General features: G+C 62.2%; 25 protein-coding genes and 1 tRNA gene. 16 read left to right on the top strand and 10 right to left on the bottom strand.

All coding sequences use genetic code 11. The features are described 5' to 3' along the window. The first annotated feature begins 1,092 nt into the window (after nt 1-1,092). From AB8A38_RS06920 to AB8A38_RS06910, 3 genes are all read left to right on the top strand, one after another. Nucleotides 1,093-1,926 (top strand): arylamine N-acetyltransferase family protein, encoded by an 834-nt coding sequence (locus tag AB8A38_RS06920; RefSeq protein ID WP_439085478.1) that lies wholly within the window; start codon nt 1,093-1,095, stop codon nt 1,924-1,926. Between the two features lie 87 nt (nt 1,927-2,013). Then, nucleotides 2,014-2,169: a hypothetical protein gene (locus tag AB8A38_RS06915; protein WP_165826963.1), complete on the top strand. Its 156-nt coding sequence runs from the start codon at nt 2,014-2,016 to the stop codon at nt 2,167-2,169. An 83-nt stretch (nt 2,170-2,252) separates the two neighbouring features. Beyond that, the gene (locus tag AB8A38_RS06910; RefSeq protein ID WP_439085477.1) at nt 2,253-2,495 is read left to right on the top strand and encodes a DUF2171 domain-containing protein; all 243 of its coding nucleotides are present in this window, start codon (nt 2,253-2,255) and stop codon (nt 2,493-2,495) included. 74 nt (nt 2,496-2,569) lie between these two features. Here the strand turns inward: AB8A38_RS06910 and AB8A38_RS06905 are convergent, their stop codons facing one another. Beyond that, nucleotides 2,570-3,574 (bottom strand): Bug family tripartite tricarboxylate transporter substrate binding protein, encoded by a 1,005-nt coding sequence (locus AB8A38_RS06905; RefSeq protein ID WP_120290184.1) that lies wholly within the window; start codon nt 3,572-3,574, stop codon nt 2,570-2,572. 157 nt (nt 3,575-3,731) lie between these two features. Continuing rightward, nucleotides 3,732-4,202 (bottom strand): outer membrane protein assembly factor BamE, encoded by a 471-nt coding sequence (locus tag AB8A38_RS06900; protein WP_374725644.1) that lies wholly within the window; start codon nt 4,200-4,202, stop codon nt 3,732-3,734. A 140-nt stretch (nt 4,203-4,342) separates the two neighbouring features. On the opposite strand from AB8A38_RS06900, the gene AB8A38_RS06895 reads away from it, so the two are divergent. The 8 genes from AB8A38_RS06895 to AB8A38_RS06860 all read left to right on the top strand — a co-directional run bounded on the left by AB8A38_RS06895 (nt 4,343) and on the right by AB8A38_RS06860 (nt 9,768). Continuing rightward, nucleotides 4,343-4,885, top strand: a complete 543-nt coding sequence (locus tag AB8A38_RS06895) for a ubiquinol-cytochrome C chaperone family protein (RefSeq protein ID WP_439085476.1) — start codon at nt 4,343-4,345, stop codon at nt 4,883-4,885. Next, nucleotides 4,882-5,472, top strand: coding sequence for a YceD family protein (locus tag AB8A38_RS06890; protein WP_439085475.1), 591 nt, complete (start codon nt 4,882-4,884; stop codon nt 5,470-5,472). Before AB8A38_RS06895 ends, AB8A38_RS06890 begins: the two co-directional genes overlap by 4 nt. A 202-nt stretch (nt 5,473-5,674) precedes the next feature. Beyond that, the gene (plsX, locus tag AB8A38_RS06885) at nt 5,675-6,736 is read left to right on the top strand and encodes a phosphate acyltransferase PlsX (protein ID WP_120290180.1); all 1,062 of its coding nucleotides are present in this window, start codon (nt 5,675-5,677) and stop codon (nt 6,734-6,736) included. Next, nucleotides 6,733-7,710, top strand: a complete 978-nt coding sequence (locus tag AB8A38_RS06880) for a beta-ketoacyl-ACP synthase III (protein ID WP_068730934.1) — start codon at nt 6,733-6,735, stop codon at nt 7,708-7,710. Before plsX ends, AB8A38_RS06880 begins: the two co-directional genes overlap by 4 nt. 134 nt (nt 7,711-7,844) lie before the next feature. Further along, nucleotides 7,845-8,180 (top strand): integration host factor subunit alpha, encoded by a 336-nt coding sequence (locus AB8A38_RS06875; RefSeq protein ID WP_120290178.1) that lies wholly within the window; start codon nt 7,845-7,847, stop codon nt 8,178-8,180. Between the two features lie 32 nt (nt 8,181-8,212). Beyond that, nucleotides 8,213-9,025 carry a MerR family transcriptional regulator gene (locus AB8A38_RS06870; protein WP_439085474.1) on the top strand — a complete coding sequence of 271 codons (813 nt, stop codon included), beginning with the start codon at nt 8,213-8,215 and terminating at the stop codon, nt 9,023-9,025. A gap of 80 nt (nt 9,026-9,105) precedes the next feature. Then, nucleotides 9,106-9,183 (top strand) — tRNA-Pro (locus AB8A38_RS06865). A 447-nt stretch (nt 9,184-9,630) separates the two neighbouring features. Beyond that, nucleotides 9,631-9,768, top strand: coding sequence for a hypothetical protein (locus AB8A38_RS06860; RefSeq protein ID WP_158596804.1), 138 nt, complete (start codon nt 9,631-9,633; stop codon nt 9,766-9,768). A gap of 128 nt (nt 9,769-9,896) precedes the next feature. Here the strand turns inward: AB8A38_RS06860 and AB8A38_RS06855 are convergent, their stop codons facing one another. Next, nucleotides 9,897-10,178: a hypothetical protein gene (locus AB8A38_RS06855; RefSeq protein WP_439085473.1), complete on the bottom strand. Its 282-nt coding sequence runs from the start codon at nt 10,176-10,178 to the stop codon at nt 9,897-9,899. Nucleotides 10,179-10,878: 700 nt separating this feature from the next. Here AB8A38_RS06855 and AB8A38_RS06850 point away from each other — a divergent pair. Then, nucleotides 10,879-11,139 (top strand): hypothetical protein, encoded by a 261-nt coding sequence (locus tag AB8A38_RS06850; protein ID WP_315841819.1) that lies wholly within the window; start codon nt 10,879-10,881, stop codon nt 11,137-11,139. A gap of 64 nt (nt 11,140-11,203) precedes the next feature. Here the strand turns inward: AB8A38_RS06850 and AB8A38_RS06845 are convergent, their stop codons facing one another. The 3 genes from AB8A38_RS06845 to AB8A38_RS06835 form a co-directional block, all read right to left on the bottom strand. Next, nucleotides 11,204-12,472 (bottom strand): O-antigen ligase family protein, encoded by a 1,269-nt coding sequence (locus AB8A38_RS06845; RefSeq protein WP_439085472.1) that lies wholly within the window; start codon nt 12,470-12,472, stop codon nt 11,204-11,206. A 63-nt stretch (nt 12,473-12,535) separates the two neighbouring features. After that, nucleotides 12,536-14,074, bottom strand: a complete 1,539-nt coding sequence (locus tag AB8A38_RS06840) for an undecaprenyl-phosphate glucose phosphotransferase (RefSeq protein WP_439085471.1) — start codon at nt 14,072-14,074, stop codon at nt 12,536-12,538. Between the two features lie 108 nt (nt 14,075-14,182). Continuing rightward, a complete protein-coding gene (locus tag AB8A38_RS06835) occupies nt 14,183-15,316 on the bottom strand; it encodes a glycosyltransferase family 4 protein (RefSeq protein WP_439085470.1) in 1,134 nt (377 codons plus the stop codon). Between the two features lie 233 nt (nt 15,317-15,549). Between AB8A38_RS06835 and AB8A38_RS06830 the strand changes: the two genes are divergently transcribed. Beyond that, nucleotides 15,550-17,853: a GumC family protein gene (locus AB8A38_RS06830; protein WP_439085469.1), complete on the top strand. Its 2,304-nt coding sequence runs from the start codon at nt 15,550-15,552 to the stop codon at nt 17,851-17,853. A 194-nt stretch (nt 17,854-18,047) separates the two neighbouring features. Here the strand turns inward: AB8A38_RS06830 and AB8A38_RS06825 are convergent, their stop codons facing one another. Continuing rightward, a complete protein-coding gene (locus AB8A38_RS06825; protein ID WP_439085468.1) occupies nt 18,048-19,229 on the bottom strand; it encodes a GNAT family N-acetyltransferase in 1,182 nt (393 codons plus the stop codon). A gap of 126 nt (nt 19,230-19,355) precedes the next feature. Between AB8A38_RS06825 and AB8A38_RS06820 the strand changes: the two genes are divergently transcribed. Continuing rightward, the gene (locus tag AB8A38_RS06820) at nt 19,356-20,393 is read left to right on the top strand and encodes a polysaccharide deacetylase family protein (protein WP_439085467.1); all 1,038 of its coding nucleotides are present in this window, start codon (nt 19,356-19,358) and stop codon (nt 20,391-20,393) included. Here the strand turns inward: AB8A38_RS06820 and AB8A38_RS06815 are convergent. Next, on the bottom strand, nt 20,390-20,614 hold the full coding sequence (locus tag AB8A38_RS06815) for a DUF2842 domain-containing protein (RefSeq protein WP_439085466.1): 225 nt from the start codon (nt 20,612-20,614) through the stop codon (nt 20,390-20,392). The genes AB8A38_RS06820 and AB8A38_RS06815 overlap by 4 nt on opposite strands. 152 nt (nt 20,615-20,766) lie before the next feature. On the opposite strand from AB8A38_RS06815, the gene AB8A38_RS06810 reads away from it, so the two are divergent. Together AB8A38_RS06810 and AB8A38_RS06805 are read left to right on the top strand one after the other, a co-directional pair. Next, on the top strand, nt 20,767-21,858 hold the full coding sequence (locus tag AB8A38_RS06810; RefSeq protein WP_439085465.1) for a COX15/CtaA family protein: 1,092 nt from the start codon (nt 20,767-20,769) through the stop codon (nt 21,856-21,858). A 119-nt stretch (nt 21,859-21,977) separates the two neighbouring features. Next, nucleotides 21,978-22,787 (top strand): FTR1 family iron permease, encoded by an 810-nt coding sequence (locus AB8A38_RS06805; protein ID WP_439085464.1) that lies wholly within the window; start codon nt 21,978-21,980, stop codon nt 22,785-22,787. A 181-nt stretch (nt 22,788-22,968) separates the two neighbouring features. Here AB8A38_RS06805 and AB8A38_RS06800 read toward each other — a convergent pair whose 3' ends face one another. Both AB8A38_RS06800 and AB8A38_RS06795 read right to left on the bottom strand, forming a co-directional pair. Continuing rightward, the gene (locus AB8A38_RS06800; protein ID WP_439085463.1) at nt 22,969-24,249 is read right to left on the bottom strand and encodes an O-acetylhomoserine aminocarboxypropyltransferase; all 1,281 of its coding nucleotides are present in this window, start codon (nt 24,247-24,249) and stop codon (nt 22,969-22,971) included. A 149-nt stretch (nt 24,250-24,398) separates the two neighbouring features. Continuing rightward, the gene (locus AB8A38_RS06795) at nt 24,399-24,995 is read right to left on the bottom strand and encodes a CoA-binding protein (RefSeq protein WP_315841830.1); all 597 of its coding nucleotides are present in this window, start codon (nt 24,993-24,995) and stop codon (nt 24,399-24,401) included. Nucleotides 24,996-24,997 lie beyond the last annotated feature (2 nt).

Genomic DNA, 24,997 nt, shown 5'->3' with positions numbered 1-24,997 from the left:
AGCAGCGGCGCTCTTCCTTTTCCCTCCTCCGAGCGTAGCGAGCGGGGAGGGTGGCGCGTTTGAGAGCGAAGCGAACAAACGTGACGGGTGGGGTGCCCCACGTGAGAGCGTCGCTCGTGGCACCCCCACCCCGGCCTATCGGCCGACCATGGCGGACGAATTCGTCCGCCAGACCCCGCAAGGGGGAGGGATACTTCGCGCTTCGGCGCGTCGTTGCAGATTCAACTATCAAACAGCCAGTGCTCTTCGGACATGCGTTATCGCCCCCATTGTTTGCGGCGCGGGGGCGCCGTCGTGTTTCGCATTCCCGCCCCCCTTTGAGAGGGCGTGCGGAACGCCGGGTGCCCGTTGCACCCTTGGGCCTGACGCGAATGCGGTCTTCCGCAATTTAGAATGCATCAGGACTTTCGGAGGCGCCGAGCGATTGCCCAGCGTTCCGCCTGCGGTGTTTTTTCGGTTGCTTGCACTTTGCCTCAGCGAACGATCCGATCACCGAATTAAAGTCCCAAGGCGATGGGAAGGGAGCCTCAAGCGAATAGGCCGGACACGTTTTGACTTTGGTCGTCCGTCACACTGTCCAGAGTGTCTTTCCATCCCAAGGTCGGCCGTCTCCTTGCCAGTGGCAGTGCTGGCGCAGATCCGTCCTGCCCGAAGACAGACGTCACCCCCAAACCGCGTAACGCCGCATCTCCGGCGTCCACCGCATCCCACCCCGCGAACGTGACGATCGCGATCGCCCCTCTCGGTGGGGCAGGACAGAGGAGAATATAAACCTTATAGGGATGTCGTCAACGGAGGATAGGAAAAAATGTTTAGGTGCCGTGTTGCCGCCCCACACTCGTCATTCCGGGGCGCGGGCGCGCCTTCGCGCACGCGAACCCGGAATCTCAGCATGGGAGTCTCTGGTCAGCGCCAAACACTTCGAGATTCCGGGTTCGCACTACGCGGCTGCGCCGCTTCGTGCGCCCCGGAATGACGAGCTTGGATCAAGATTCCGAGCTCAGTCCGGCCCGGAATGACAAAGTGGGTGATGCTTGGTCGCCCGCTGCTGTCGGATGGGCTATGTCAGAGCGAGATGATGAAGAGGCAACCATGATGACAGATGTTTTTCGGCTGGATCGCTATCTCACGCGGATCGGCTTTGACGGACCGCTTGCGCCGGATCTGGCGACGCTGACGGCCATTCATATCGCTCACGTCAATGCGCTGCCGTTCGAGGGTCTCAATCCGTTGCTGGGCCTGCCGGTCAAGCTGGACATGGCGTCGTTGCAGCACAAGCTCCTTGATAGCCGACGTGGTGGCTATTGCTATGAGCTGAATGCGATGCTGCGGGCCGCGCTCGAGACGATCGGCTTCAAGGTCACGAGCCTCGGCGCTAGGGTGCGCTGGAATGCGCCGCCGGACAGTCCGCTTGGCCCCAGGACGCATATGCTCCTGAAGGTCGATCTTCCGGACGGATCTTATCTGGCCGATACCGGCTTTGGCGCCTGCATACTCGATACACCTCTACGGCTCCTCGTGGGGACCGAGCAGCAAACGGCGATGGGGACCTATCGGCTGATTGAAGCCGATGGCCTGTTGTCGCTGAGTGTGAAGCGGGCGGATGGCTGGCGGACGATGTATGTGTTTGACCTCGCGCCGCAACTGCCGTCGGATTACGAGCTCGGCAACTGGTACACATCGACCAGTCCCTTCGTGCCCTTCACCTCGACGCTGGTGATGGAGCGCGTCAGCAACGGCCGGCGTCATAAACTGGTCAATCGCCACCTGATCACGGAGGGACCTGACGGCGAACCGGTGTCGGAACGCGTGCTCGGCAGCGCTGCGGAGTTGCAGCAGGTTCTCGACGAGACCTTCGGCGTCACGCCGCCGGCATCCGCCGACGAGATATTCGCGGTCATCAGCGCGAACGCAGAGCGCCGTTGACTGCTGCATAATCCCCCATTTCGACCCGATTGCGGCGAATGACGCCTTCGGCTAATTCGCCCCCGGGATCATCACGAGGAACGTCAAATGTCGCTGTCATCCGCCAAGAACTACGCGCTGCGCGCCGCCAAGTCGCAGGACCAGAAGGAGGCCACCGAGCTTTTGTCCAAGGCGATCATGGAATTGACACTGGCGATCGAGGCGCAGGACGCCAAGATCAAGAAGATGAACAAGGGCGCATGATCGGGACGCCGACCTCACCGGATCGCGATTGAAACCTATTGCGCAGCCGCACGTTCAGTATTCCCCACATCAGAGGATACGACATGAGCGCGCTCAGCAAGATCAAAGAACATATGGAAGTCATCGGCGCGGACGGCGTGCACGTCGGCACGGTCGACAAGGTCGAGGGCAACCGCATCAAGCTGACCAAGAAGGACAGCGGCGAGGGCAGCCACAAGGGTCACCATCACTTCATCGATGGCGCTCTGGTCGCCGAGGTTGAGGGCGACAAGGTGCGGCTCTCGGCCAATGGCGACGTCGCCTTTGCCATGGAAGAAGAGAAGTAAGACGGAAAAACCCCGCGGTGTGAACCGCGGGGTTTTCGTTCGGATCACTCAGATGGAGCGAGGTGAGACGCGCCTCACTTCACCTCCATCTGCAGGCCTTCCTTGTCGATGATGGTCTTGAACTTGGCCGTCTCAGCCTCGACGAAGGTCTGGAATTGTTGGGGCGTGCCGTAGTCCGACACGGCGCCCATGGCCGCGATGGTCTTCTTGGTCGCATCCGTGCCGAGCAGAACCTTGATCTGCTCATTGAGCGAGGTCACGGCTTCGGTCGGTGTGCTCTTCGGATAAAATACGCCGAACCATGACGCGACGTCGAACTTCTCCAGCTCGGGCGCGGTCTCGCGCATCGCCGGAACGTTCGGGCACTGGGCATTGCGCTGCTGCGTGGTGACGGCAAGGCCGGTGAGCTTGCCGTCGAGCACCTGGGGCAGTGACGGATAGAGATTGTCGAACAGGATCTGGATGTCGCCAGCGAGGGCCGCCTGCAGCGCAGGACCCGCGCCGCGGAACGGCACGTGCTGCATCTTCAATCCGGTGAGCTGCAACCACCATGCGCCGGTGAGATGCGGGCTCTGGCCGACGCCCGACGAGCCATAGTTCAGCTTGTCCGGATTGGCCTTGATATAGGCGATCAGCTCCGGGATCGTCTTGATCGGCACGCTCGGATGCGCGCAGACGATGTTCGGAATCTTGATCATGTTGGAGACTGCCTGCAACTGATCGCTCTTGTAGGTCAGGTTCTTGAAGATGCTGTAGGCGATGGCGTTAGGGCCGGGATTGCCGACCAGGATGGTGTGGCCATCACCCTTGAGGCGCGCGACTTCGGCGGTGCCGATGGTGCCGCCGCCGCCCGAGCGATTTTCCACCACCACCGACTGGCCCCAGACCGGCTGCAGATGCGCTGCGAGCATACGGCCCATCACGTCGGTGGAGCCGCCGGCTGCAGCGGGCACGATGACGCGGACAGTTTCGGTGGGCTTCCATTCGCCGGCGCCGAGACTCGCGCGCGGCAGGATCGCGGCGCTGGTGATCGCGGCGGCGCCGGTGAGTACCCGGCGACGGGTAACCAGATTGGTCATAGCTTCTTCCCTCGATGGTGTCGTTTTGGTTTTTGATCTTGCTGAAATCGTAATGAGGCAGATGGTGGCGGGCAAGCCGACGTTGGCCACAGCGTAAAGAAAAGCCCCGCAGCGTGTGCTGCGGGGCTCTTGCAATTCAGCGATTTGATAGTTCCGCCTAGCGGAAACTGATCAGCTTGAACAGCGGCGTGAGGTAGCTCATTTCCTGACCGGAGGTCGGCGTGGTGCGGCTGATGAAGTCGAAGATCTTGCCGTCCTGCAGGCCGTAATTGGCGAGCCGGATCACCTTGCGGTTCTTGTCGAAATAGATCGCGATGACGCGCTGGTCGGTGACCTTCTGCGGCATGAACGCGACGGCGCGTTCGGCGCGCTGCGAGATGTAATAGAACACTTCGCCTGATAGCGTGGCGACAGTGGATGGCGTGCCCATCACGATCAGGACCTGATCCTGGCTGGCGCCGATCGGGATCTGCTCCAGCGCGCCGGGGGGCAGGATGTAGCCCTTCTGGAATTGCTCGGCACAGGCGCCCAGCGTAACGCACAGGGCCGCGACCGCGAGTGCGGCGCGCATGCCGCGCCAGCCACGTGTCAGCCGCGCCTTCGCGCTGATGGAGGTCGAAATTGTCATAGCGGAGGGGGTCCCATCCTCTTGATTCTCGGGAAGGCCTTGCTTCCGAAAGACTTGCATCCCGGAAGGCGTTGACGTACCGGGCAGAACCTCTGAATGCAACATGCGCGTGCCCGAGGGGCCCGCCTGAGGAACCCAAGATGGTCTGGCCGTTCAGTCACTTCAGAAAGCCCCCGGCGCCGTTGCGCGGCACCATTGAAGCCATCTATGGCATGATCGTGGCGCAGGCGCGAGAACCCTTGTTTTATCGGGACTTGGGAGCACCGGATACGGTAAACGGGCGTTTCGATATGTTGCTGCTGCACCTGTGGCTGGTGCTGCGCCGGCTGAACCCGAAGGATGAGTCGTCGCAGGGACTTTTCGACAGGTTCTGCAGCGATATGGACGATAACCTGCGCGAACTCGGCACCAGCGATATGAAGGTGCCGAAGAAAATGCGGGAATTCGGCGATGCGTTTTACGGCCGGACAGGCGCCTATGACGCAGCGCTTGGCGCGGGCAGGGAGCCTCTGGCGGCGGCGCTGTCGAAGAATATCTATAGTGGCATGGACATCGAGAACGCCCGGCGTCTCGCTGTTTATGTCGAAGCGGCGAATGCCCGTCTGGGCACGCTGGATGCAACGACACTGACATCAGGCGCGTGGCATTTCCCGTCGCCTGCGGAGACCTTGGTAACGACATGAACAAACCCGACCGCACCGTGGATCTCACGCCGCCCTGGAGCGTGCCCATCGCCGTGATCCAGATCCCGGAAACGGGGCTGGCGCGCGACATCGAGGCCACGCCCGAGGAGCGCAAGCGGATCGCCGAACTCGGTGGCCTCGTCAGCGTGGGCGCCGTGAAAGGCGAACTCCTGCTGAACCCCGTCAAGGGCGGTACGGTGCATGTCACCGGTCGCATCTGGGGCAAGGTCGAGCAGACCTGCGTGGTGACGCTGGACCCGTTGCCGGCCGATTTCGAGGAAGAGATCGACGTGATTTTCGCGCCGCCATCGCAGATTCGCGAACTCGCCGAATCGGTGGACGAGGACGTGGAGAGCGACGAGGAGACCCCGGATCCGCCGGAGCCGATCGAAAACGGTTTGATCGACCTCGGCAAACTGGCGACCGACGCGCTGTTTCTGGGGCTGGACCCGTATCCCCGTAAGCCAGATGCCGTATTCGAGCCGCTGGTGGAGGTTCCGGACCCGGAAGAGCATCCGTTTGCGGCCCTGAAAGCGCTGAAAACCGCCCCTGAGACGCCCCAATCCAAAAAGCCCGGGAAGGGCTGAGACCGGGGTCCGATTCCACGCCCGGTGCGGCTGACGGGACAAAAGCGCCCGGTCAAGATGTTGTATCGGGTCACGGAAACGCTATTGTCCCCGGCCGAAATCGGGTTAATGCCATAACTTCGCCGTCTGCTGCCAAATGCGGCAGACTTCGTCCGCGGCCACGAGCGTCACAGGCCGCAAGAGACAGGTTTCCGGAACGTCCATGCCGAAAAAGGTTCGCATCGCGCTAGACGCCATGGGTGGCGACATCGGCGCATCGGTGGTCATTCCCGGCGCCGCGATTTCGTTGACCCGGCATCCTGACAGTGAGTTCCTGCTGTTCGGTGACAGCGCACTGATCGAGAAAGAACTCGCCAATCATCCGGCACTGAAGGCCGTATCGAAGGTGATCCATACCGACGTTGCCGTCAGCATGCATGACAAGCCGAGCCAGGCGCTGCGCCGTGGCCGCAAGGTCTCGTCGATGTGGCTGGCGATCGAGGCGGTGAAGAAGGATGAGGCCGATGTCGCGATCTCCGCCGGCAACACTGGCGCACTGATGGCGATGGCGCGCTTTTGCCTGCGCATGCTCGACGGTATCGAACGTCCGGGCCTCGCCGCGATCTGGCCGACCACGCGCGGCGACTCGGTGGTGCTCGATCTCGGCGCCACCATCGGCGGCGACGCCAACCATCTGAAGACGCTCGCCGTGATGGGCAGCGCCATGGCCAGCGCGCTGTTCGATCTGGCGCGGCCGACGGTCGGTCTGCTCAATATCGGCGTCGAGGAAATCAAGGGCGGCGACGAAATCCGCGATGCCGCCGAACTGCTGCGCACGGCCAATCTGCCGCAGCTCGAATTCATCGGTTTCGTCGAGGGCGACGGCATCGGCCGCGGCGATGCCGACGTGATCGTCACCGAAGGTTTCAGCGGCAATATCGCGCTCAAGGCGGCGGAGGGCACCGCGCGCCAGTTCGCCGAATATCTGCGCAATGCCATGGCCCGCACCTGGCGCTCGCGTATCGGCTATCTGTTCGCCAAGAACGCCTTCAAGGCGGTGCGCGACAAGGTCGATCCCAACAAGTCCAACGGCGCGGTGTTTCTCGGCCTGCGCGGCATCGTGGTGAAGAGCCACGGTGGCACCAATGCCGACGGTTTCGCCTATGCGGTGGATGTCGGTTACGACATGGTCCGCTACGACCTTCTCACCAAGATCAATCAAATGCTCAACCGCGACGGCCAAGCGCTCCCTGCGAGCCCGGCTGCGCAGGAGGCTGTCTCGTGACTGCGATACGTTCGGTCGTGCTCGGCTGCGGCTCTTACCTGCCGGAGCGGATCCTGACCAATGCCGAACTGGCATCCAAGGTTGACACGTCGGACGAGTGGATCGTCCAGCGCACCGGTATCAAGCAGCGCCATATCGCTGCCGACGGCGAGTTCACCTCGCATCTGGCGATCAAGGCCGCGCAGGCGGCGCTGGCCAATGCCGGCGTCGACGCGCAGTCGATCGACCTGATCGTGCTGGCGACCTCGACCCCGGACAATACGTTCCCCGCGACCGCCGTTGCGGTGCAGAACGCGCTCGGCATCACGCACGGCGCGGCGTTCGACCTGCAGGCTGTGTGTTCCGGCTTCATCTTTGGACTGACCACTGCCGACAGCCTGCTGCGCACCGGCGCCGGCAAGCGCGCGCTGGTGATCGGCGCGGAAACTTTCTCGCGCATTCTCGACTGGACCGATCGCGGAACCTGTGTGCTGTTCGGCGATGGCGCCGGTGCGGTGGTGCTGGAAGCACAGACCCAGCCCGGCGAAGCCAGCGATCGCGGCGTGCTGACCACGCATCTGCGCTCGGACGGCCGGCACAAGGAAAAGCTGTTCGTCGATGGCGGCCCGTCCTCGACGCAGACGGTGGGTTACCTGCGCATGGAAGGCCGTGAGGTCTTCAAACATGCGGTCGGCATGATCACCGACGTGATCGTCGATGCATTCAAAGCTACCGGCGCCAGCGCCGAAACCATCGACTGGTTCGTGCCGCATCAGGCCAACAAGCGCATTATCGACGCGTCGGCGCATAAACTGCATATTGCACCGCAAAAGGTGGTGCTGACCGTGGACCTTCACGGCAACACGTCGGCGGCGTCGATTCCGCTCGCATTGTCGGTGGCGGTCAATGACGGCCGCATCAAGAAGGGCGACCTCGTGCTGCTCGAAGCCATGGGCGGCGGCTTCACCTGGGGCTCTGCGCTCATTCGCTGGTGATGGTGCAGATCGACAACATCTCAAATTGTCATGATTTTCCATGCCTTTGCATCGATGGTGACTGTTGACCGGAGCGCGTTAACCTCCTAATTTCTGACGCGAATTTGGTTCGCCGAGAGTAGTTGGGGCAGGCGATGACGGGCACGGGAAAAACAGTCACACGCGTTGATCTGTGCGAAGCGGTCTACCAAAAGGTAGGTCTCTCGCGCACGGAGTCGTCCGCGTTTGTTGAACTGGTTTTGAAAGAAATTACGGATTGTCTGGAGAAGGGCGAGACAGTGAAGCTGTCGTCGTTCGGCTCATTCATGGTGCGCAAAAAAGGCGAGCGCATCGGCCGCAATCCGAAGACGGGCACAGAAGTACCGATCTCGCCGCGGCGGGTGATGGTATTCAAGCCGTCGGCGATCCTGAAACAGCGGATCAATGGCGACAGTACCGCAGTTGGCAACGGTAAAGATCACGACGAGTAGAAACCACAGGGCGAACCACAGGGATCCTGCACTTGGACAAAGCGCCGGATGCGTTTCGAACCATAAGCGAGGTCGCTGACGATCTCGATATACCGCAGCATGTTCTGCGGTTCTGGGAAACGCGGTTCACTCAAATCAAACCGATGAAGCGATCCGGCGGTCGGCGATATTATCGCCCGGACGATGTCGATCTGCTGCGCGGCATCCGCCGGTTGCTCTACGGCGAAGGCTATACCATCCGCGGCGTGCAACGAATCCTGAAAGAGAACGGTATCAAGTCGGTGCAGGGGCTGGTCGACGGCCACGCTGCGCCGAGCTTCGCGCCGACGTCTGCCGCCATCGCGCCGCGCGTCCAGGCAAAGCGTCCCGTGATCGAAGAGGATCATGAGGAAGAAGAGGCCGAGGACGAAGTAGAACGCGACGAGGAGATCGAGGAAGAAGCCGAAGAGGAAGCTGACGCCGAAGGCGCCGAGGACGAGGAAGAAGAGGGCGACGAGGACGGCGGCGAAGAGGGTGAGGACGAAGAGGCTGAGGAGGAAGAAGACGAGGAGGAAGCTGCTGCTCCCGTCGCCGCCCGCCGCGCCCCCCCGATGACGTCGGCGTCGCCACGCGTGGAGCCACAGCTGCCGCGGCCGCCGTCGCGGGCAAATCCCGTATTGGCAAATCCTGTTGCGGCACGGCCCGAACCGGCAATGTCGGCTCCGGTGCAGAGCGCAAGACCGGCTGCGGTCCCGAGCCCAAGGCCGAGCCCGCAGCGCCGGCTGGAGCGCGAACGGCTCGAAGCCGTGCTCGAGGAGCTGCTGGCGGCGCGCCGGGCGCTCGATACGGCGATGAAGGACGGCTAGTTGCCGCCCCACAACCAATCCGTTTCAATCCGCTCAGCCTTCTTGCGCCTCGGACGGATCGAAGCTACACGATGCCCCATCGGAGCGTAGCGCAGCCCGGTTAGCGCACTAGTCTGGGAGACTAGGGGTCGGAGGTTCGAATCCTCTCGCTCCGACCATTTTTCCAAATGATTCCAAGATATTAGAAGTCTCGCTTGCGAGCGTCGCCGCCTCGATTGGGCGGCCTCGATCAAGCTCTCGCGACGCAGACCTTATGAATTCGGTTCGACGAAATCACCGTGAATCACATCGTCTTTCCGTCCGGCGAACCAGAGAAGCCCGACATAAGCTGTTGCACAAACGAGGAAGCCGAGGACAATAATCTCTAACATAATATCTACTCTACGCTGAAAACATGAGACTTCTCCCGGCTCCGGGTTCCGTCAATTGCCCTGGGCGCACTGCTTAATGAATCCTTGCCGTCGTGACCCTTTGGCCACAGATGGCCGGTGGCCACGAATCCGATGTCGCCTAAGGGCGGCCAGGCAGGTGGCGCCGACGTGTCTTTTTTGCGCCAATGGAACTCTTGGTCATCGGGCCGATTATCCTGAAAACAGGAGGCTCGCATGGCAAGTCACTGGCATACCGCAGATGGTCCGTCGGAGGTCAGGCATGACGATGATATCGGCTACTACGGTGGTTGGACCATCAGCGGGTTAGCGGTGGTGGCGACCATCACGGCTGTTTGGCTGTTTGGTATCTAGGCCACTGCGCAGCTAAAGCACTTGCGGTGAGTGACGACGCAGCAGCGATGCGCGCGAGTGCTGAATGATGGTGACGAAAAAAGGCCCGGAGCAATGCTCCGGGCCTTTTTCGATTCAGCTAGCTGCGGTTAGTAGTAGCCGTAGCTGCGATAGTAGCGGGGACGGCCATAGTAGCCGTCGCCGTAACCATAGCGCGGACCGTAGGCATAACGCGGGCCGTAATGGCGCGGGCCATAACCATATCCGTAACCGGGACCGTAACCGCCATAGGCACCGGCCGCCAATGCGCCGGCAGCGATGCCAAGACCGATCGCGGCGCCGCGGCCGCCACGGGCCTCTGCAGGTTTCGATGCGATCGACGCCGCGCCGACGGCAGCGACGGTGGCAAGAATAAGTGCTGTCTTCTTCATGCTGCTTCTCCTTCGTGTCGGGAAGTCAACGTGTCGGTGTTTTGAAGGTTCAGTTCCAATTCATGGCATATCGACCACAAATTTTGCCGCGATGGGGGAACGAATGATGTCGCTCGATCAGCGAGCGGCGTTCAGCGTTACGCGTTTCAACCCAAAGCGAGATGCGCATGCATCGTCGATCATCTCGCAGCTTATGCGGGTCCAGAAAAAGATAATGGCCCGGAGCGAACTCCGAGCCATCAAACGCAGACGTACATCCGGTCTGCGCTTCCTTGACTCCACAGTGAGTCGAGAAGGTTAATAAATGTCTAACGATGGTGCGTGACGGCATGATGACCGATCTCGGTCATCCCGTTGGGCCTTCGACTTCCTTGTGATCCTTATCGGGCATGACGCCGCTGCCAGGCGTCTTGCCTCGTCGGTCAGTTCCGGCTTGTCGTGCGGGCCAGCCGGCGAAATCTTCTGATCGGACTTCGGCTGCTTGTCGAAGGCGCGATTCTTTGTTTGCTGTGTCATGCGAAGAGAACAGCTCAGTTCCTCGCATGTTCCCTGTGATGATGGATGTCCATCGCAAATCACAAGAGAATCGGGCACGGCTCGAACACGCGCGGGCCCTGTGTCGATGTGCTCATTTCGTGCGGAACCTTCCGGGCGGTAATGGCTTGTCCCGCGATACTTTTAAAGGAAGGAATAAATTGTCATGATCAAGAAACTGGCTTTGCTGGCGGCTGCGGCCGTTCTCTATGTCGCAGCACCTGCAGGCCCCGCGTCTGCGCAGGGCATCAATGTGCAGATCGGCGGCGGTGGTTATCACCATCAGGATCGTGGCTATCATCGCGGCCATGGCTATCGCCAGAGCCGCGCCTACGTCCGCCGCGACTACGGTCGTCGCGACTACGGTCACCGCCATCACGGCTGGGATCGCGGCGGTTCGCGTACCAAGACTGTGATCGTTCGCTAACGGACGTAAATGGTTTGAACGAAGCAGCCTCGCGCAAGCGGGGCTGTTTTCGTTTGTGAGCTTGTCAGACGCTGCCTGGCTGCCCGGACGCCGCACGCAATTGCGCCGTGGCCATATGTTGCTGCGTGGCGACGAACATGCCCCACATGATCCCGAGCATCATCCAGAAATGGCGCCAGTGATCGGTGTCGATGATGAAGGCCTCGCCGACCGTGCCGAGATACGCAGCGAACACCGCGAGATAAGCGCGCTGCCACGGCACGCGCACGAAAATGTAGCGAAAGCCGAGCAAGGCCGTGATGAACACCAGCGCGGGATAGCACACCCCTGAAATCCAGCCGCCGGACATGAAGGCGTTGAGATAGGAGTTGTGGGTGTCTTCCGGAAAGAAGCGCGTGAATTGCAGCGGGCCGATGCCGAAGGGCAGATCGAGTGCCATCTGCGCGCCGAGTACATGCCGGCCGAAACGGCCGAAACGACCTTCGTCATATTTCTGATCGAACGAGGCCCGCTGCTTGAACATGTCGGCGATGAAGTCGAACTGCAGCAGGATCACGATCACCACCGCCACGACGGCGACGGCCGCCAGCGCCATGATGATGATGCGCGAGCGCTGTTTGTTGGACTGGCTGGTCAGCACCATCAGCATCAGCATGAAGGCCGAGGTGATCGCCAGCAGGCCCCAGGCGGCGCGGGAGAAAGCGAGCAGGACGGCCAGCGCGATGATGCCGAGCGCAATGGCGCTGCGAAGCGAGCGACCGAAGCCGTCGCTGACGACGCTCTGCAGGCAGAACAGCGCCGGCAAGACCAGGAACGCACCCAGCACGTTGGGATCCTTGAACGTGCCGGCGGCCCGGCCGTAAAGCGTGAACATCTCCGCGCCGGGGATCAGATGCAGATAGCCGAGTATGCCGGCCAGCGATGCCACCAGTGCGCCGACGATCAGGCCGCGGCGCAACAGATCGATGCGCGCCAGCGTGTCCTCGGACATCACCAGCGCGACGAAGATCGCCATGATGGCCATGTACCAGGAGGTCAGGATCCAGTTCACGATCGGCGCTTTGTCGAGCAGATAGGCCGCGCAGATCGTGTAGCCAAGATTGACCAGGAACAGCATGAGCAGCAGCGGCATGAACACCAGCCGCATGCGCAAGCCCGACGCAAAGAATACGACCATCGCCGTCAGGGTGGCGATCTCAAAGGGGCTCGGCTCGATGAACACGATGGCGCCGCCAAAACCCATCGCCCACAGCAGCGCACGCTGCAGCGTCACCACGGCGGGAGGCGCCGCGGGCGAGGCGATGTAATGATCGGCAGTCGCGTGAGTGCTCATGGCGGCATCACTCTACGCAGGCAGGGTTGACGAGAGGTGTAGGGCAGAGGCTGCAGATTAGCCTCAGTACGCGTTCTCGTTCTTGGTCAGCATTGAAACCGGCGTCTTCAGCATGATGTAGACGTCGAACAGCACTGACCAGTTCTCGATGTAGTAGAGATCGAACTCGACGCGCTTCTGCAGTTTCTCCTCGCTGTCGACTTCGCCGCGCCAGCCATTGACCTGCGCCCAGCCCGTGATGCCGGGCTTGACGCGGTGACGAGCGAAATAGCCGTCGACGGCCTCGTCCAGCAGCTGGCTCTGCACCCTCTGCTGAACGGCGTGGGGGCGTGGGCCGACCAGCGACAGGTTGTTCTTGAACACCACGTTGAAGAGCTGCGGCAATTCGTCGATGGAGGATTTGCGGATGAAGCGGCCGACGCGGGTGACGCGCTTGTCGCCCTTGGTGACGACCGTCTTGGCCAGCGGGTCGGCCTGGTCGTGATAGAGCGAGCGGAACTTAAAGACATCGATGCGCTCGTTGTTGAAGCCGAAGCGCTTCTGCCGGAACAGCACCGGGCCCGGGCTGTCGAGCTTGATGGCGATGGCCACCAGCGCCATGAAGGGCAATGCAGCGAGCAGGATCAGGCCGCCGACGATATGGTCGAACAGCCACTTCATCACCAGATCCCAGTCGGTGATCGGCGCCTCGAATACGTCGAGGGTCGGCACCTTGCCGAGATAGGAATAGGAGCGGGGGCGGAAGCGCAGCTTGTTGGTATGCGCCGAGAGGCGGATATCCACCGGCAGCACCCACAGCTTCTTCAGCATTTCCAGAATGCGCGTCTCGGCCGAGATCGGCAGCGCGAACAGCACGAGATCGACGCGGGTGCGCCGCGCGAATTCGATGATGTCATCGACCTTGCCGAGCTTTGGCGCGCCCGAGATCGTGTCCATCGAGCGCTTGTCGTTACGGTCGTCGAACACGCCGAGGATCTGGATGTCGGAATCTTCCTGGGCGTTGAGGTCCCTGATCAGCGTCTCGCCATTGGAATCGGCGCCGACGATGATGGTGCGGCGGTCGAGACGGCCCTGATGCGCCCAGCGCTTGATCAGCGCGCGCACGACGGCACGTTCCGCGATCAGGGCGAACAGGCCGACGAAGAAGAACGAAGACAGCCAGACGCGCGACACCGCGCCGCCGACCTTGGCGAAGAACGAGACGCCGATGAATAGCAGGAACACGAAGGCCCATGCCGACATCATGCGCGTGAGCTGCTTGATGTGGCCGCGGAACACCTGCACCTGATAGATATCGGCAGACTGGAAACACACCACAGCAGCAGCAGCCATCGCGACGATCGCGGCGAAGTATTCCCATCTGAAACCAGCTTCTGGCGCGACATAGAGCAGGTTGAGCGCAATGCCGATGATGCTGAGCATCAGGAAATCGACCACGCGCACGACGCCGGTGATCACGACCGGTGAATAGGCGGCGCGCACCTTCTGATCGGCGACGGCGAGCGCGGCAGGCGTCAGTCTGCGACGACGTTCAAACCGGCGTTCGCCGGGCGCGTCCGTCGCGGCCGCGTCGATCATTGAGCGTGCGTTGATCGGGTCCAAGGTGAAATGTCCGTTGTTGCGCTGGCGTGCGATGTCACACGTCAAGCCTACCGCTTTTCGTGAGAATTACCGGACAAATCGGAAGATTTGGTTACAGGTTAAGGAGAGTTAACGTTTCGCAAATGCGCTGCGATAGCCTTCGATGACGCCCTCGACCATCGCATCCTGCGAGAAATGTTCCGCGATGCGCTCACGGAGCAATTGTGCACGGGCGCGCGCAGCGGCTATGTCATCGAGAGCAGTTTTGATCGCGGTGGCCATGGCGTCGACATTGTTCGACTGGAACAAGGCGGAGGTGTGCGATCCGAAAATTTCCGGAATGCCGCCGACATTGGCGGCGATCATCGGAACGCCGGCGGCGGCGGCCTCGATCACGACATAGGGCATCGAGTCGCCGCGCGATGGAACCACCAGCAGGCGTCCTTTCGAAAAGCCGTAACGCGGTTTGACGTGGCCGATGAAGCGTACGGCGTCGGTGAGACCGAGGCGCGCAATCTGAGCCTTCAATGCGTTGGTCTCTTCGCCGTCGCCGCCCAGCGTCAGGGTGACGGGCTGACCATCGGCACGCAGGCGCGCGACGGCATCGACCAGCAGATCCGCGCCTTTGATGCGGCGGAACTCGCCGACATAGCAGATATCGGTGGCGTCATCGGCGGGCTCGACGGGATCGAATTCGCCCGATGTCACGCCGTTGAACACGCATTTCACGAGGCCTGACGGCGTGCCGATCATGCGCTGATAGGTGTCGCGGGCGAAGGCGCTCTCGAACAGGAACAGTTCGGTGCGGTTCATCAAAGCGCGTTCGAGACGGCTGTAGAAGGCGCCTTTCGCCGTATTTTGCGGATAATGCAGCGAACCGCCATGCGGCGTGTAGATGCGGATGACGCTGTTCGACTTTGCCTTCAGGCGCACGAAGGCGCCGGCCTTGGCGCCGTGGCCATGCAGCACGTCGGGCTTCAGCCGGCTGACGAGGCGCATGAACTGCATCCAGACCAGCACGTCGCCCGGATGTGGCTCGCGGTGGATCGGCAGGCGATAGGTGCCCAGCTTCAGGCGCGGGGCGATCTCGGCCAGTGCATCGCGGGCGCGGTCGCCGCCGGTCAGGCTGTCGGCGACGATGCCGACTTCATGGCCGCGATCGGCCTGGCCGTTGGCGACATCGATGATGTGGCGAAAGATGCCGCCGACCGGCGCGCGGACAGCGTGCAGGATGCGAAGCGGCTTGTCCGAAGGTGCGCTCATGATCAGAATCGGCATTCGCTGACGAGGAGGGCGTCGCCGGGAGCTGGAACGCACATCGGAAAATCCCTGAAGCAATTGAATCCAATAAGAGGCTTCGTCGTTAAAAAAACGTGTGGATTCAGGCTTCCGCTGCAACGTCCTGGTATCAGCCTGCCAATTAACCGCACGGCAACCTTAATCGTCTTTAATCGATTCCGTTGAGTAGACGCTGTGGCGTTTGGGTGGGGTAGGCGATGCGTTTGGCATTCTGGCGTGCAGGCAAGGGCGATGCGTCGGTCGAACGGGCCATCAAGGCGCCAACCATGCCAAACCCGGTTTCACGCAAAAATACCGAGAAGAAAGCAAAGCGTGTGAACGCTGCGCCGGCGCCCGATCTCGGCGACCTCGATCTGCGCGCGCTGTGGCAGGCGCTTGTCCGCCGCAAGATGTGGATACTCGTTCCGACGCTGATGGCGCTGATAGGCTCGCTCGTGATCGTCAACCTGATCACGCCGCGCTTCAAGTCCGAAGCGCGCATCCTGATCGACGGGCGTGAAAACGTTTTCCTGCGGCCGAGCGGCGAGCGCAACGAAGAGCGCACCGCGCTCGATGCGGAAGCCGTGACCAGCCAGGTGCAGCTGTTGCTGTCGCGCGATCTTGCCCGGGAGATCATCAAGAAGAACAAGCTCGCGGAACGCCCGGAATTCGATCCGGTGTTGCAGGGCGCACAGCCTTGGCGGTCGCTGCTCGGCCTGATGGGCATTGGCCGCGATCCGTTCTCGATGACGCCCGAAGAGCGCGTGCTCGATGCCTATTACGAGCGTCTGACGGCCTATGCGGTCGACAAGTCGCGCGTCATGGTCGTCGAATTTCAGTCGCGTGACCCTGAACTTGCCGCGCGCGTCGCCAATTCCATCGCCGACGGTTATCTGGTGATGCAGCAGAACGCGCGGCAGAATCAGGCGCGATCGGCCGGGCAATGGCTGTCCGGCGAGATCGATGACCTGCGCAAGAAGGTCGTCGAGGCGGAAGCGCGCGCGGAAGAATTTCGCTCCAAGTCCAGCCTGTTCATCGGCACCAACAATACGTCGCTCTCGAACCAGCAGCTCGGCGAAATCAACAGCCAGCTCAACAATGCGCGCTCGCTGAAGTCCGACGCCGAGTCCAAGGCGCGGCTCATCAAGGACATGCTGCAGACCGGCAAGCCGATCGAATTCTCGGAAGTGCTGAATTCCGACCTGATCCGCCGGCTCTCCGAGCAGCGCGTGACGCTGCGTGCGCAGCTTGCCGAACAGTCCTCGACGCTGCTCGACAATCACCCGCGCATCAAGGAATTGCGGGCGCAGCTCGGCGATCTCGACAAGCAATTGCGTGACGAGGCCGCCAAACTGTCGCGCATCTTCGAGAACGATGCGCGCATTGCCAGCGGCCGCGTCGATGGCCTCACCAACAATCTCGAACAGCTGAAGCGCCAGGCAACATCCAGCAACGGACAGGATGTGCAGTTGCGGGCGCTGGAGCGCGAGGCGAGGGCGCAGCGCGATCTGCTCGAATCCTATCTGGCGAAATACCGCGAAGCATCCACGCGTGAGAATATCGAGGCGGCACCGACCGATGGTCGCATCATCTCCCGCGCCATCGTCTCCAACACGCCGGCCTATCCGAAGAAACTCCCGATCGTGTTGATCGCGACGCTGGCGACGCTGATGCTCACGGCGGGCGGCATCGTCACGAGCGAGCTGCTGCGCATGACCGCACCGCGCGGTGCTGCACCAATGGCGCCGGTCGCGCAGGCCCGCGTCACCGAGCCGGCGTTCAAGCCGTTCGTGGATCAGGTGCCTGCTGCCGTGCGTGAGCCGGAAACTGTCGTTGCACCGCCCATCGTGCCTGAGCCGGCTCCGGTTGCCGCGCCGCAGCCCGTGGTGCGCGACACCCATCCCGAGTTGGCGGCTGGCGTGAGCGAGATCGAGCAGCTTGCGCAGGAATTTCGTGCGGCTGGAAAATCGGCGCGCAAGATCACGATCCTCGGCACCGGCCATAACGACAACATTGCGCTCACCGCGCTGACGCTCTCGCGCATCCTGTCGCGTGACGCGAAAGTCGTGCTGGTCGATCTGGCCTCGTCGTCGCCGACGCTGGAAGCCGTGTCGAACGATCCGCGTGCGCCCGGATTGGCGGAACTGATGCTGGGCGAGGCCTCGTTCGGCCAGATCATTACCAAGGACCGGATGTCGGGCCTGCATATAGTGGCGGCTGGCCGCGCCGGCGCCGATCGCTCGCTGTTGCAGTCACCGCGCCTGACCATGGCGCTCGATGCGCTGCTGCGCGTCTATGACCACGTGCTGCTGGATGCCGGCACCGCGGCCGATCTGCCGGCGGGACTTCTGACCGATCAGGCCCGCGCCGTGGTGGTGCCGGAAGTCACCATGAGCATGGATGCGCGCGAGCTGATGGCCGAACAGCTCAAGGCCGTGGGCTTTGCGGATGTGAAGATGCTGCGCTCAACGCCGCCCGCCAACGACCCGGTCGGACCCGGCGGCCGCGTGTTTGCGGCGTAATGCTCACTTACCTCGCCCCGCCTAGCGAAGCTTCGCTTCGCCGGGCGGGGAGAGGTCGGATTGCGAACGTAGCGAGTAATCCGGGTGAGGGGGAGTTCGTGAGGTTCACTGGCCGCCCCTCACCCGAAACCTTCGCTTCGCTCTGGTTTCGACCTCTCCCCGCTTGCGGGGAGAGGTAAGGAAGGCCGAGCCTCCTACCGCTGAAACGCGTGGCGCAGCATCTGCGCCATCTGCAGCAAGGCTGGTGTCTTCTTCACGATCCGCTTGGCATGGGCGAAGGACGACAGGCCCACGGCGCCGAGTCTGCCGCGCGTGGTGAGTGGCACGAAACTGTCGAAGATCGGCTCGTCATCCTTGCAGAACATCCGCTTATAGTCGTCGCCGCCGATACCGAGATCCAGCGAGGTCACACCGCGCTCGGCATAGGCATCGATGATAGTGCGCATCAGGATCAGGCCGGGGCTGTATTTCGCATTCTCCGACATGGTGTAGGTGTTGAACATCATCGAGAAGCGGTTGTCGTCGGCGACACCGGCGAACATCGCGATCATTTCGTCGTCGCAGACCAGCGCGTGGATATCGATGGTGTAACCATCCGCGCGGGGCGTCGTGCAGGCCTGGCGGATGAAGGCTTCGACGCCGGGCTCGGCGAAGACGTTGGGCAGGTTCTGTTCGGCCATGCGCAGCGGCTTGATGGCGAAGAAGGCGTCGAGCACGCGCTTGACCTCGGCCTCCGTCTTCGCGTGCATGTAACGATAGCCGGCAAGATTTCGATACTTGCCTTCCTTGGTCTTCAGGCGCTTGCGGAACGAATTGCTGATCCGATCGGTCGCCGCTTCGCCGGGCACCATCTTCAGCACCGGGCAATCATTGGTCGAGGCCTGGCTTGGCAGCAGCGCGAGTGGATTGTCGATGCCGATCCAGCTTTTGGGCTGGCGGACCAGCGCGAGGACGTCGACCGTCTCGGTGTGCTTTTGAATTCCCCGCAGCAGGGCGTCGATATCTGCCTTTGTTGCCTGCACCGCGAAGTCGCGGCGGAATAGCGGCATGTTGAAGGTGACGTGTTTGCCGCCGAGATAGCCGGCGACGCGCATGCCGTTTTCGCGGCTGACGGCGAGCGGCAACAACATCAGCGGCTGCTGCGCGGCGTCATAGGCGATGATGATGAAGGGCTTCAGGCCTTCCTGGACGCCGATATGGGTCTGCCAGGCCGACTGGAAGTCGAAGCGCTGATAGGGCGTGGAGAGCTGTTCGGAGGTCTCAAGGTTGCGCCAGATGGCTTCGGCGGCGCTAAAATCGCTGATGACGTCGACGCGTGCGATGCGGCTCGCAGTTGCCATCGCCACAGGTGTTTCCATCACAGCAGCCATGGTCATCGCGAGCCTGTTTCAGATTTTGTTTAGATTTTCAGGTTTGGGCCGACCTTTGCAAAGAAATGTCAACAAACAGTAATGACAATAGCCGACTGGCGAGAGGCATGACGCCGCTTGGGGGAATCTGCGGTGTCATACAAGATCGGTTGGTGCTCTGCGCTAAGCTTGGAGCTGACTTATCTCAGCGGCATGCGCCGTCTGCTGGAACGCGGCCGCGGCGGTGCCGGTATCATCCTCAAATTCGAACGCGTGCGACCGCCGCGGCAGGATGCATTCCAGCCGCTGAAAACCCACGAGATCACGCCATGGTTTCTCGACCGCACGATCCGCGCGCTGAAGCACTGGCCCGTCGATATCGTTGGGATGGACGAGGTGTGCCGCCGCGCCAGCTCACCCCGCATGGAACGACGTTTCGTTGCGCTGACCTTCGATGGCGGCACCCGTGACTTCGTCGATTTCGCCTATCCGCTGCTGGCGGCGCATGAGGTGCCGTTCACGCTCTATCTGCCGAGCGCCTTTGCCGATGGGCTCGGCGCCATGTGGTGGCTGGCGCTGGAGCAGGCGATCGCAACGCATGATCGCATCAGCCTGATCATCGATCACCGGCAGCGGCATTTCGAAACGGCGTCGGTCGCTGACAAATATCGCGCCTACTATTATCTCGATAGCTGGATGTGGACGCTGCCGCCGCACGAACTGGCCGTTGCGACAGATGATCTCTGCAAACGCTATTCGGTCGATAATGCGACCCTGTCACACCATGCGGCGATGCATTGGGACGATGTGGCCACGTTCGCGGGGAATCCGCGGGCGACGATCGGCAGCAGCACGGTCAACTATCCGGCGCTCGCCAATCTCGGCGATAGCGCGGCGTCGCGCGAGATCGCCATGGGGCGGGCCGTGGCGCAGGCCGCGCTGCCCTATGAGCCACGACATTTCGCCTATCCGTTCGGCGATAAAGCCTCGTTCGACAAGCGGCACGTGGCGATGGTGGCGCAGGCCGGCTTTGCCAGCGCCGTGACCTCGCTGCCCGGCGTCGTCGAGGCCAATGGTGGATCGGATCTGCATGCGCTGCCGCGGCTGGCCTGGGACGGCCGCCGACAATCGTTGCGTGCGTTGCGGGTGATGGTATCCGGCGTGATGCTCGGCGCGGGCGCACAGCGCTAGCCGACTTCGGGATCCACGGGATCGGCTTTGCTCATCCAGCTGATGATCGGCATCGCCGGCAGCACCCAGCCGAGGCCGGCGATGACATAGAAGGCTGCCTGCAGCCAGCCGTTATTGGCCAGCCAGGGGGTCTGCGCCACGGTCATGCCGAGCAGCGACCACACCACCACGAGGATCAGTAGAAAGATGGTTCCGAGGAATTTGCGCGTGCGGATGGTCATGACGGAAATGTGCGGTCCAAAGTCGGTCTGAGATCGGTTAGGCAAAGTGCCCAACTTTGCAGGCCTTCGCGGGCGGACTATAAGGGGCTCGAAATTTCATTCAAGGCGCTGATTTTGGCGCTGATTTTGCGGCTGTTCCCGAGACCCCTGCGATGACCGCTCCGTCCCAAACCCGCCCCAAGGAATTACGCCCGGTGCGCTGGTGGCTGATTGCCGTCGCCGCGATGATCGTGGCGATGGTCCTGGTCGGCGGCGCGACACGGCTCACCGAGTCCGGCCTGTCGATTGTCGAATGGAAGCCGGTGACCGGCGCCATTCCGCCGCTGGATGAATCGCACTGGATCGCGGCCTTCGAGGCCTATAAGCAGATTCCGCAATATCGCGAACTGAATAGCGGCATGACGCTCCATGAGTTCAAGATCATCTTCTGGTGGGAATGGAGCCATCGTCTGCTCGGCCGCGTCATCGGCGTGGTGTTCCTGCTGCCGTTCCTCTGGTTTCTGTGGCGCGGCGTTCTCACCTCGGAACTGAAGAAGCGGCTATGGGTGATCTTCGGGCTCGGCGGCCTGCAGGGCGCGGTGGGCTGGTGGATGGTGGCGTCGGGTCTGACCAAGCGCGTGGAAGTCTCGCAATATCGGCTGGCGGCGCATCTGATGCTGGCATTGATCATCTTCGCCGCCATCGTCTGGACGCTGCGTCGCCTCGGCGACCGCGCGCCGGTGCTGGCGGCAAGTCGCCTGCGCGTCACCAGTTGGGTCCTGTTGGGGCTGACCTTCCTGCAGATCTATTTCGGCGCGCTGGTCGCAGGCCTTCGCGCCGGCCGCGTGTTCAACACCTGGCCGGAGATCGACGGCGCGCTGATCCCGTCTGCGTCGCGGCTGTTCTTCGAGGACCCGTGGTGGCGCAACATGTTCGACAACACGCTGACGGTTCAGTTCCAGCATCGCATGACCGCCTATGCGCTGTTCGCACTGGCGATCTGGCATGTGGTTGATGCGATCCGCGCGCGGGCAGGGACACCGGTTGTCAACGGCGCGCTGTGGCTGGCGGCATCGATCGCGGTGCAGGCTGCACTCGGCATTCTCACGCTGCTGCATCAGGTGCCGATCGATCTGGCGCTGACCCATCAGGCGGTGGCGATCGTGGTGCTCACGCTGGCGATCCTGCAGGTGGAGCGGATGAAGCCGCGCGGGGCGGCACTGACGGAACGTCAGCTCGACCTCGCGGTCGGCAAGGCCGCCTAGCTGTTGCGCGTTACCGACTAGAACGATTGTAACGGAGTTGACGCAGTCGTGTGGCTGTGCGGCTTTCGCTCATGCGCATCGCGCAATAGATACGACGTACCATCACACGGGATTGGGTCATGTCGTCCGTATTCATTCAGGCTGCCGTCATTCTGCTGCGCGAGGGCCTCGAGGCCATACTCGTGATCGCGGCACTGGCCGGCTATCTCAGGAAATCCGGCGGTGGCCATCGCGTGACCGCGCTCTACATGGGCGCGCTGGCGGCGATCCTCGCCAGCCTGATCGCGGCCTGGGTCTTTGCGGTGTTCAATTCCGGTGATCACAGCGATGTCTTCGAGGCCATCGTTATCCTGTTTGCTGCAGGCCTGATGCTCTACGTCAGCGGCTGGCTGATGGTGAAGCAGGACCCGCGCGGCTGGCAGGATTATCTGGCGGCGAAGGCGGATCAGGCGCTCGCGCAGGATACGGGTCTCGCCGTCGCGATGCTGGCATTTCTCGCGGTGTTTCGTGAGGGCGCAGAGACGGTGCTGTTCATCAACACGCTCGCGACCACCGAAGGTGGCTGGAGCGTCGGACTGTTCGGCGGTTTGGCAGCGGCGACGGCCGGTCTCTTCGTGCTGTTTTACTTCATCAACATGATTGCCCAGCGCATCCCGCTGCGGCCGCTGTTCATCATCACCTCGGCCTTCCTGTTCGTGATGGGCATCAAGTTCATCGGCGAGGCGATCCAGGAATTCCAGGAACAGGCGATGATCCCGGTGACCGACGCGCCGGGCAGCGCATTCCTGACGGCAATCGGATTCAATCCGACGCTGGAAGCGCTGTCGATCCAGCTGCTGGTGGTGCTGTTCGCGCTGGCGACCTATTCGGTGTTCCAGCGCAACGCACGCTTGATCCGCGAAGCGAAGGCGATGCGCGGTCAGGCCTAGCGCTTCTTAACCTCGCCCCGCTTGCGGGGAGAGGTCGGATTAGGAGCGAAGCGAGTAATCCGGGTGAGGGGGAGCCAGCGAGTGAAGCACTGGCTCCCCCTCACCCGACGCGGACTGCGTCCGCGCCACCCTCTCCCCGCCTAGCGAAGCTTTGCTTCGCCTAGCGGGGCGAGGGAAGAACTTACGCGTTCAGCGCCTGTTCGAGATCCGCGATCAGATCTTCCTTGTCCTCGATGCCGACAGACAGCCTGACAACGTCGGGTCCGGCGCCGGAGCGCGTCTTGGCGTCGTCGTCGAGCTGGCTGTGGGTGGTCGAAGCCGGGTGGATCACCAGCGAGCGGGTGTCGCCGACATTGGCGAGATGCGAGAACAGTTTCAAGTTCGATACCAGGCTGACACCGGCGTCATAACCGCCCTTCAGGCTGAAGGTGAACACAGCGCCCGCGCCCTTCGGCGCATATTTGCGGGCAAGGGTGTGATAGCGGTTATCCGACAATCCCGAATAATTCACCGCCGCCACTTTCGGATGTGCCGACAGCCATTCGGCGACCGCCTTGGCATTGTCGCTGTGGCGCTGCATGCGCAGCGGCAGCGTTTCGATGCCGGTCTGGATCAGGAATGCATTGAACGGCGACAGTGCCGGACCGAGATCGCGCAACCCGAGCACGCGGCAGGCGATGGCGAAAGCGAAGTTGCCGAACGTCTCCTGCAGCTTGATGCCGTGATATTCCGGGCGCGGCTCAGACAGCACCGGGTATTTGTTGCCTTTCGACCAGTCGAAGGTGCCCGCGTCCACGATGATGCCGCCGAGCGAATTGCCATGGCCGCCGAGAAACTTGGTCAGCGAATGCACGACGATGTCGGCACCGTGATCGATCGGCTTGATCAGGTAGGGCGTCGCCAGCGTGTTGTCGACGATCAAGGGGACGCCGGCCTTGCGGGCGACGGCCGCGACCGCCTCGATGTCGGTGATCGAGCCCGCAGGATTGGCGATCGACTCGATGAAGATCGCCTTGGTCTTGTCGGTCACCGCGCGCTCGAACGAGGGGATGTCATCGGGATCGGCCCACACCACGTTCCAGCCAAAGCTCTTGAAGGCGTGGCTGAACTGGTTGATCGACCCGCCATAGAGTTTGCGCGAGGCGATGAATTCGTCGCCGGGCTGCAGCAACTGTTGAAACACCACCAGCTGCGCGGCATGGCCGGATGCGACGGCGAGCGCCGCGGTGCCGCCTTCCAGTGCTGCGACACGCTCTTCGAGCACGGCCGTGGTCGGGTTGGTGATGCGCGTATAGATGTTGCCGAAGGATTGCAGGCCGAACAGCGAGGCGGCGTGATCCGCGTCGTTGAAGACGAACGAAGTGGTCTGATAGATCGGCGTCGCGCGTGCGCCGGTGGTCGGGTCGGGCTGCGCGCCGGCATGGACGGCGAGGGTGGCGAAGCCTGGAATACGATCGTTCATCATCACTCCCTATGGACTAGTCAGTTTGTTGGCGCCAACCTGATCGGGCGCGGCGCTGCCGTCAAGGCGAGGCGGCATTTTGCCGTGACTTCGCAACACTCGTGCTGCGCTGTGTCATTTCAAAGGAAATAAAATCGCGAAACGCACCGTCAGGCGGTGTCGTTCTTGTCCTTGTTATTGAGCTGCGCCACGCGATCGGCCGCAGCGGTGCTGCCACCGCCGACGCTGCTGCGATTGAGCGACAGCCGCATGCCCTGGGTTGGAATCGGTGCGCGCTTGGAGCTGAGCGTGCGCGAATTGACACCCATCCACTGGATCTCCGACGACAGTCGGCCATATTCGATCTTGGGGCAGCGGTTCATCACCACCTTGATGCCTGCGGCTTCAAGCTTGGCGGCGGCCTCATCATGGCGCACGCCGAGCTGCATCCAGACCACCTTGGGCAGCGGATTGAGCGTCAGCGCGAGTTCGACGATCGGCATGACATGCTCGGCGCTGCGGAAGATGTCGATCATGTCGATCGGGCGACCAATCTCCTGCAGCGAGGCGACGAAAGGCTTGCCCAGCAGGCTCTTGCCGACCTGGCCCGGATTGATCGGGATCATGTCGTAGCCGCGTTCGGCGAGATACTTGAACACGAAATAGCTCGGCCGCACGTTTTGCGGGGAGGCGCCAACCATCGCGACGGTTTTGACGGTGTTGAGGATCTCGCGGATATAGGCGTCGTTATAGCTGTCGTGGTTCATTT

The organism is Tardiphaga sp. 839_C3_N1_4 (assembly GCF_051811045.1).
GTDB lineage: Bacteria > Pseudomonadota > Alphaproteobacteria > Rhizobiales > Xanthobacteraceae > Tardiphaga.
Note: the sequence above shows the minus strand (reverse complement) of the source record. Positions and strands in the feature narration are given on the sequence as shown.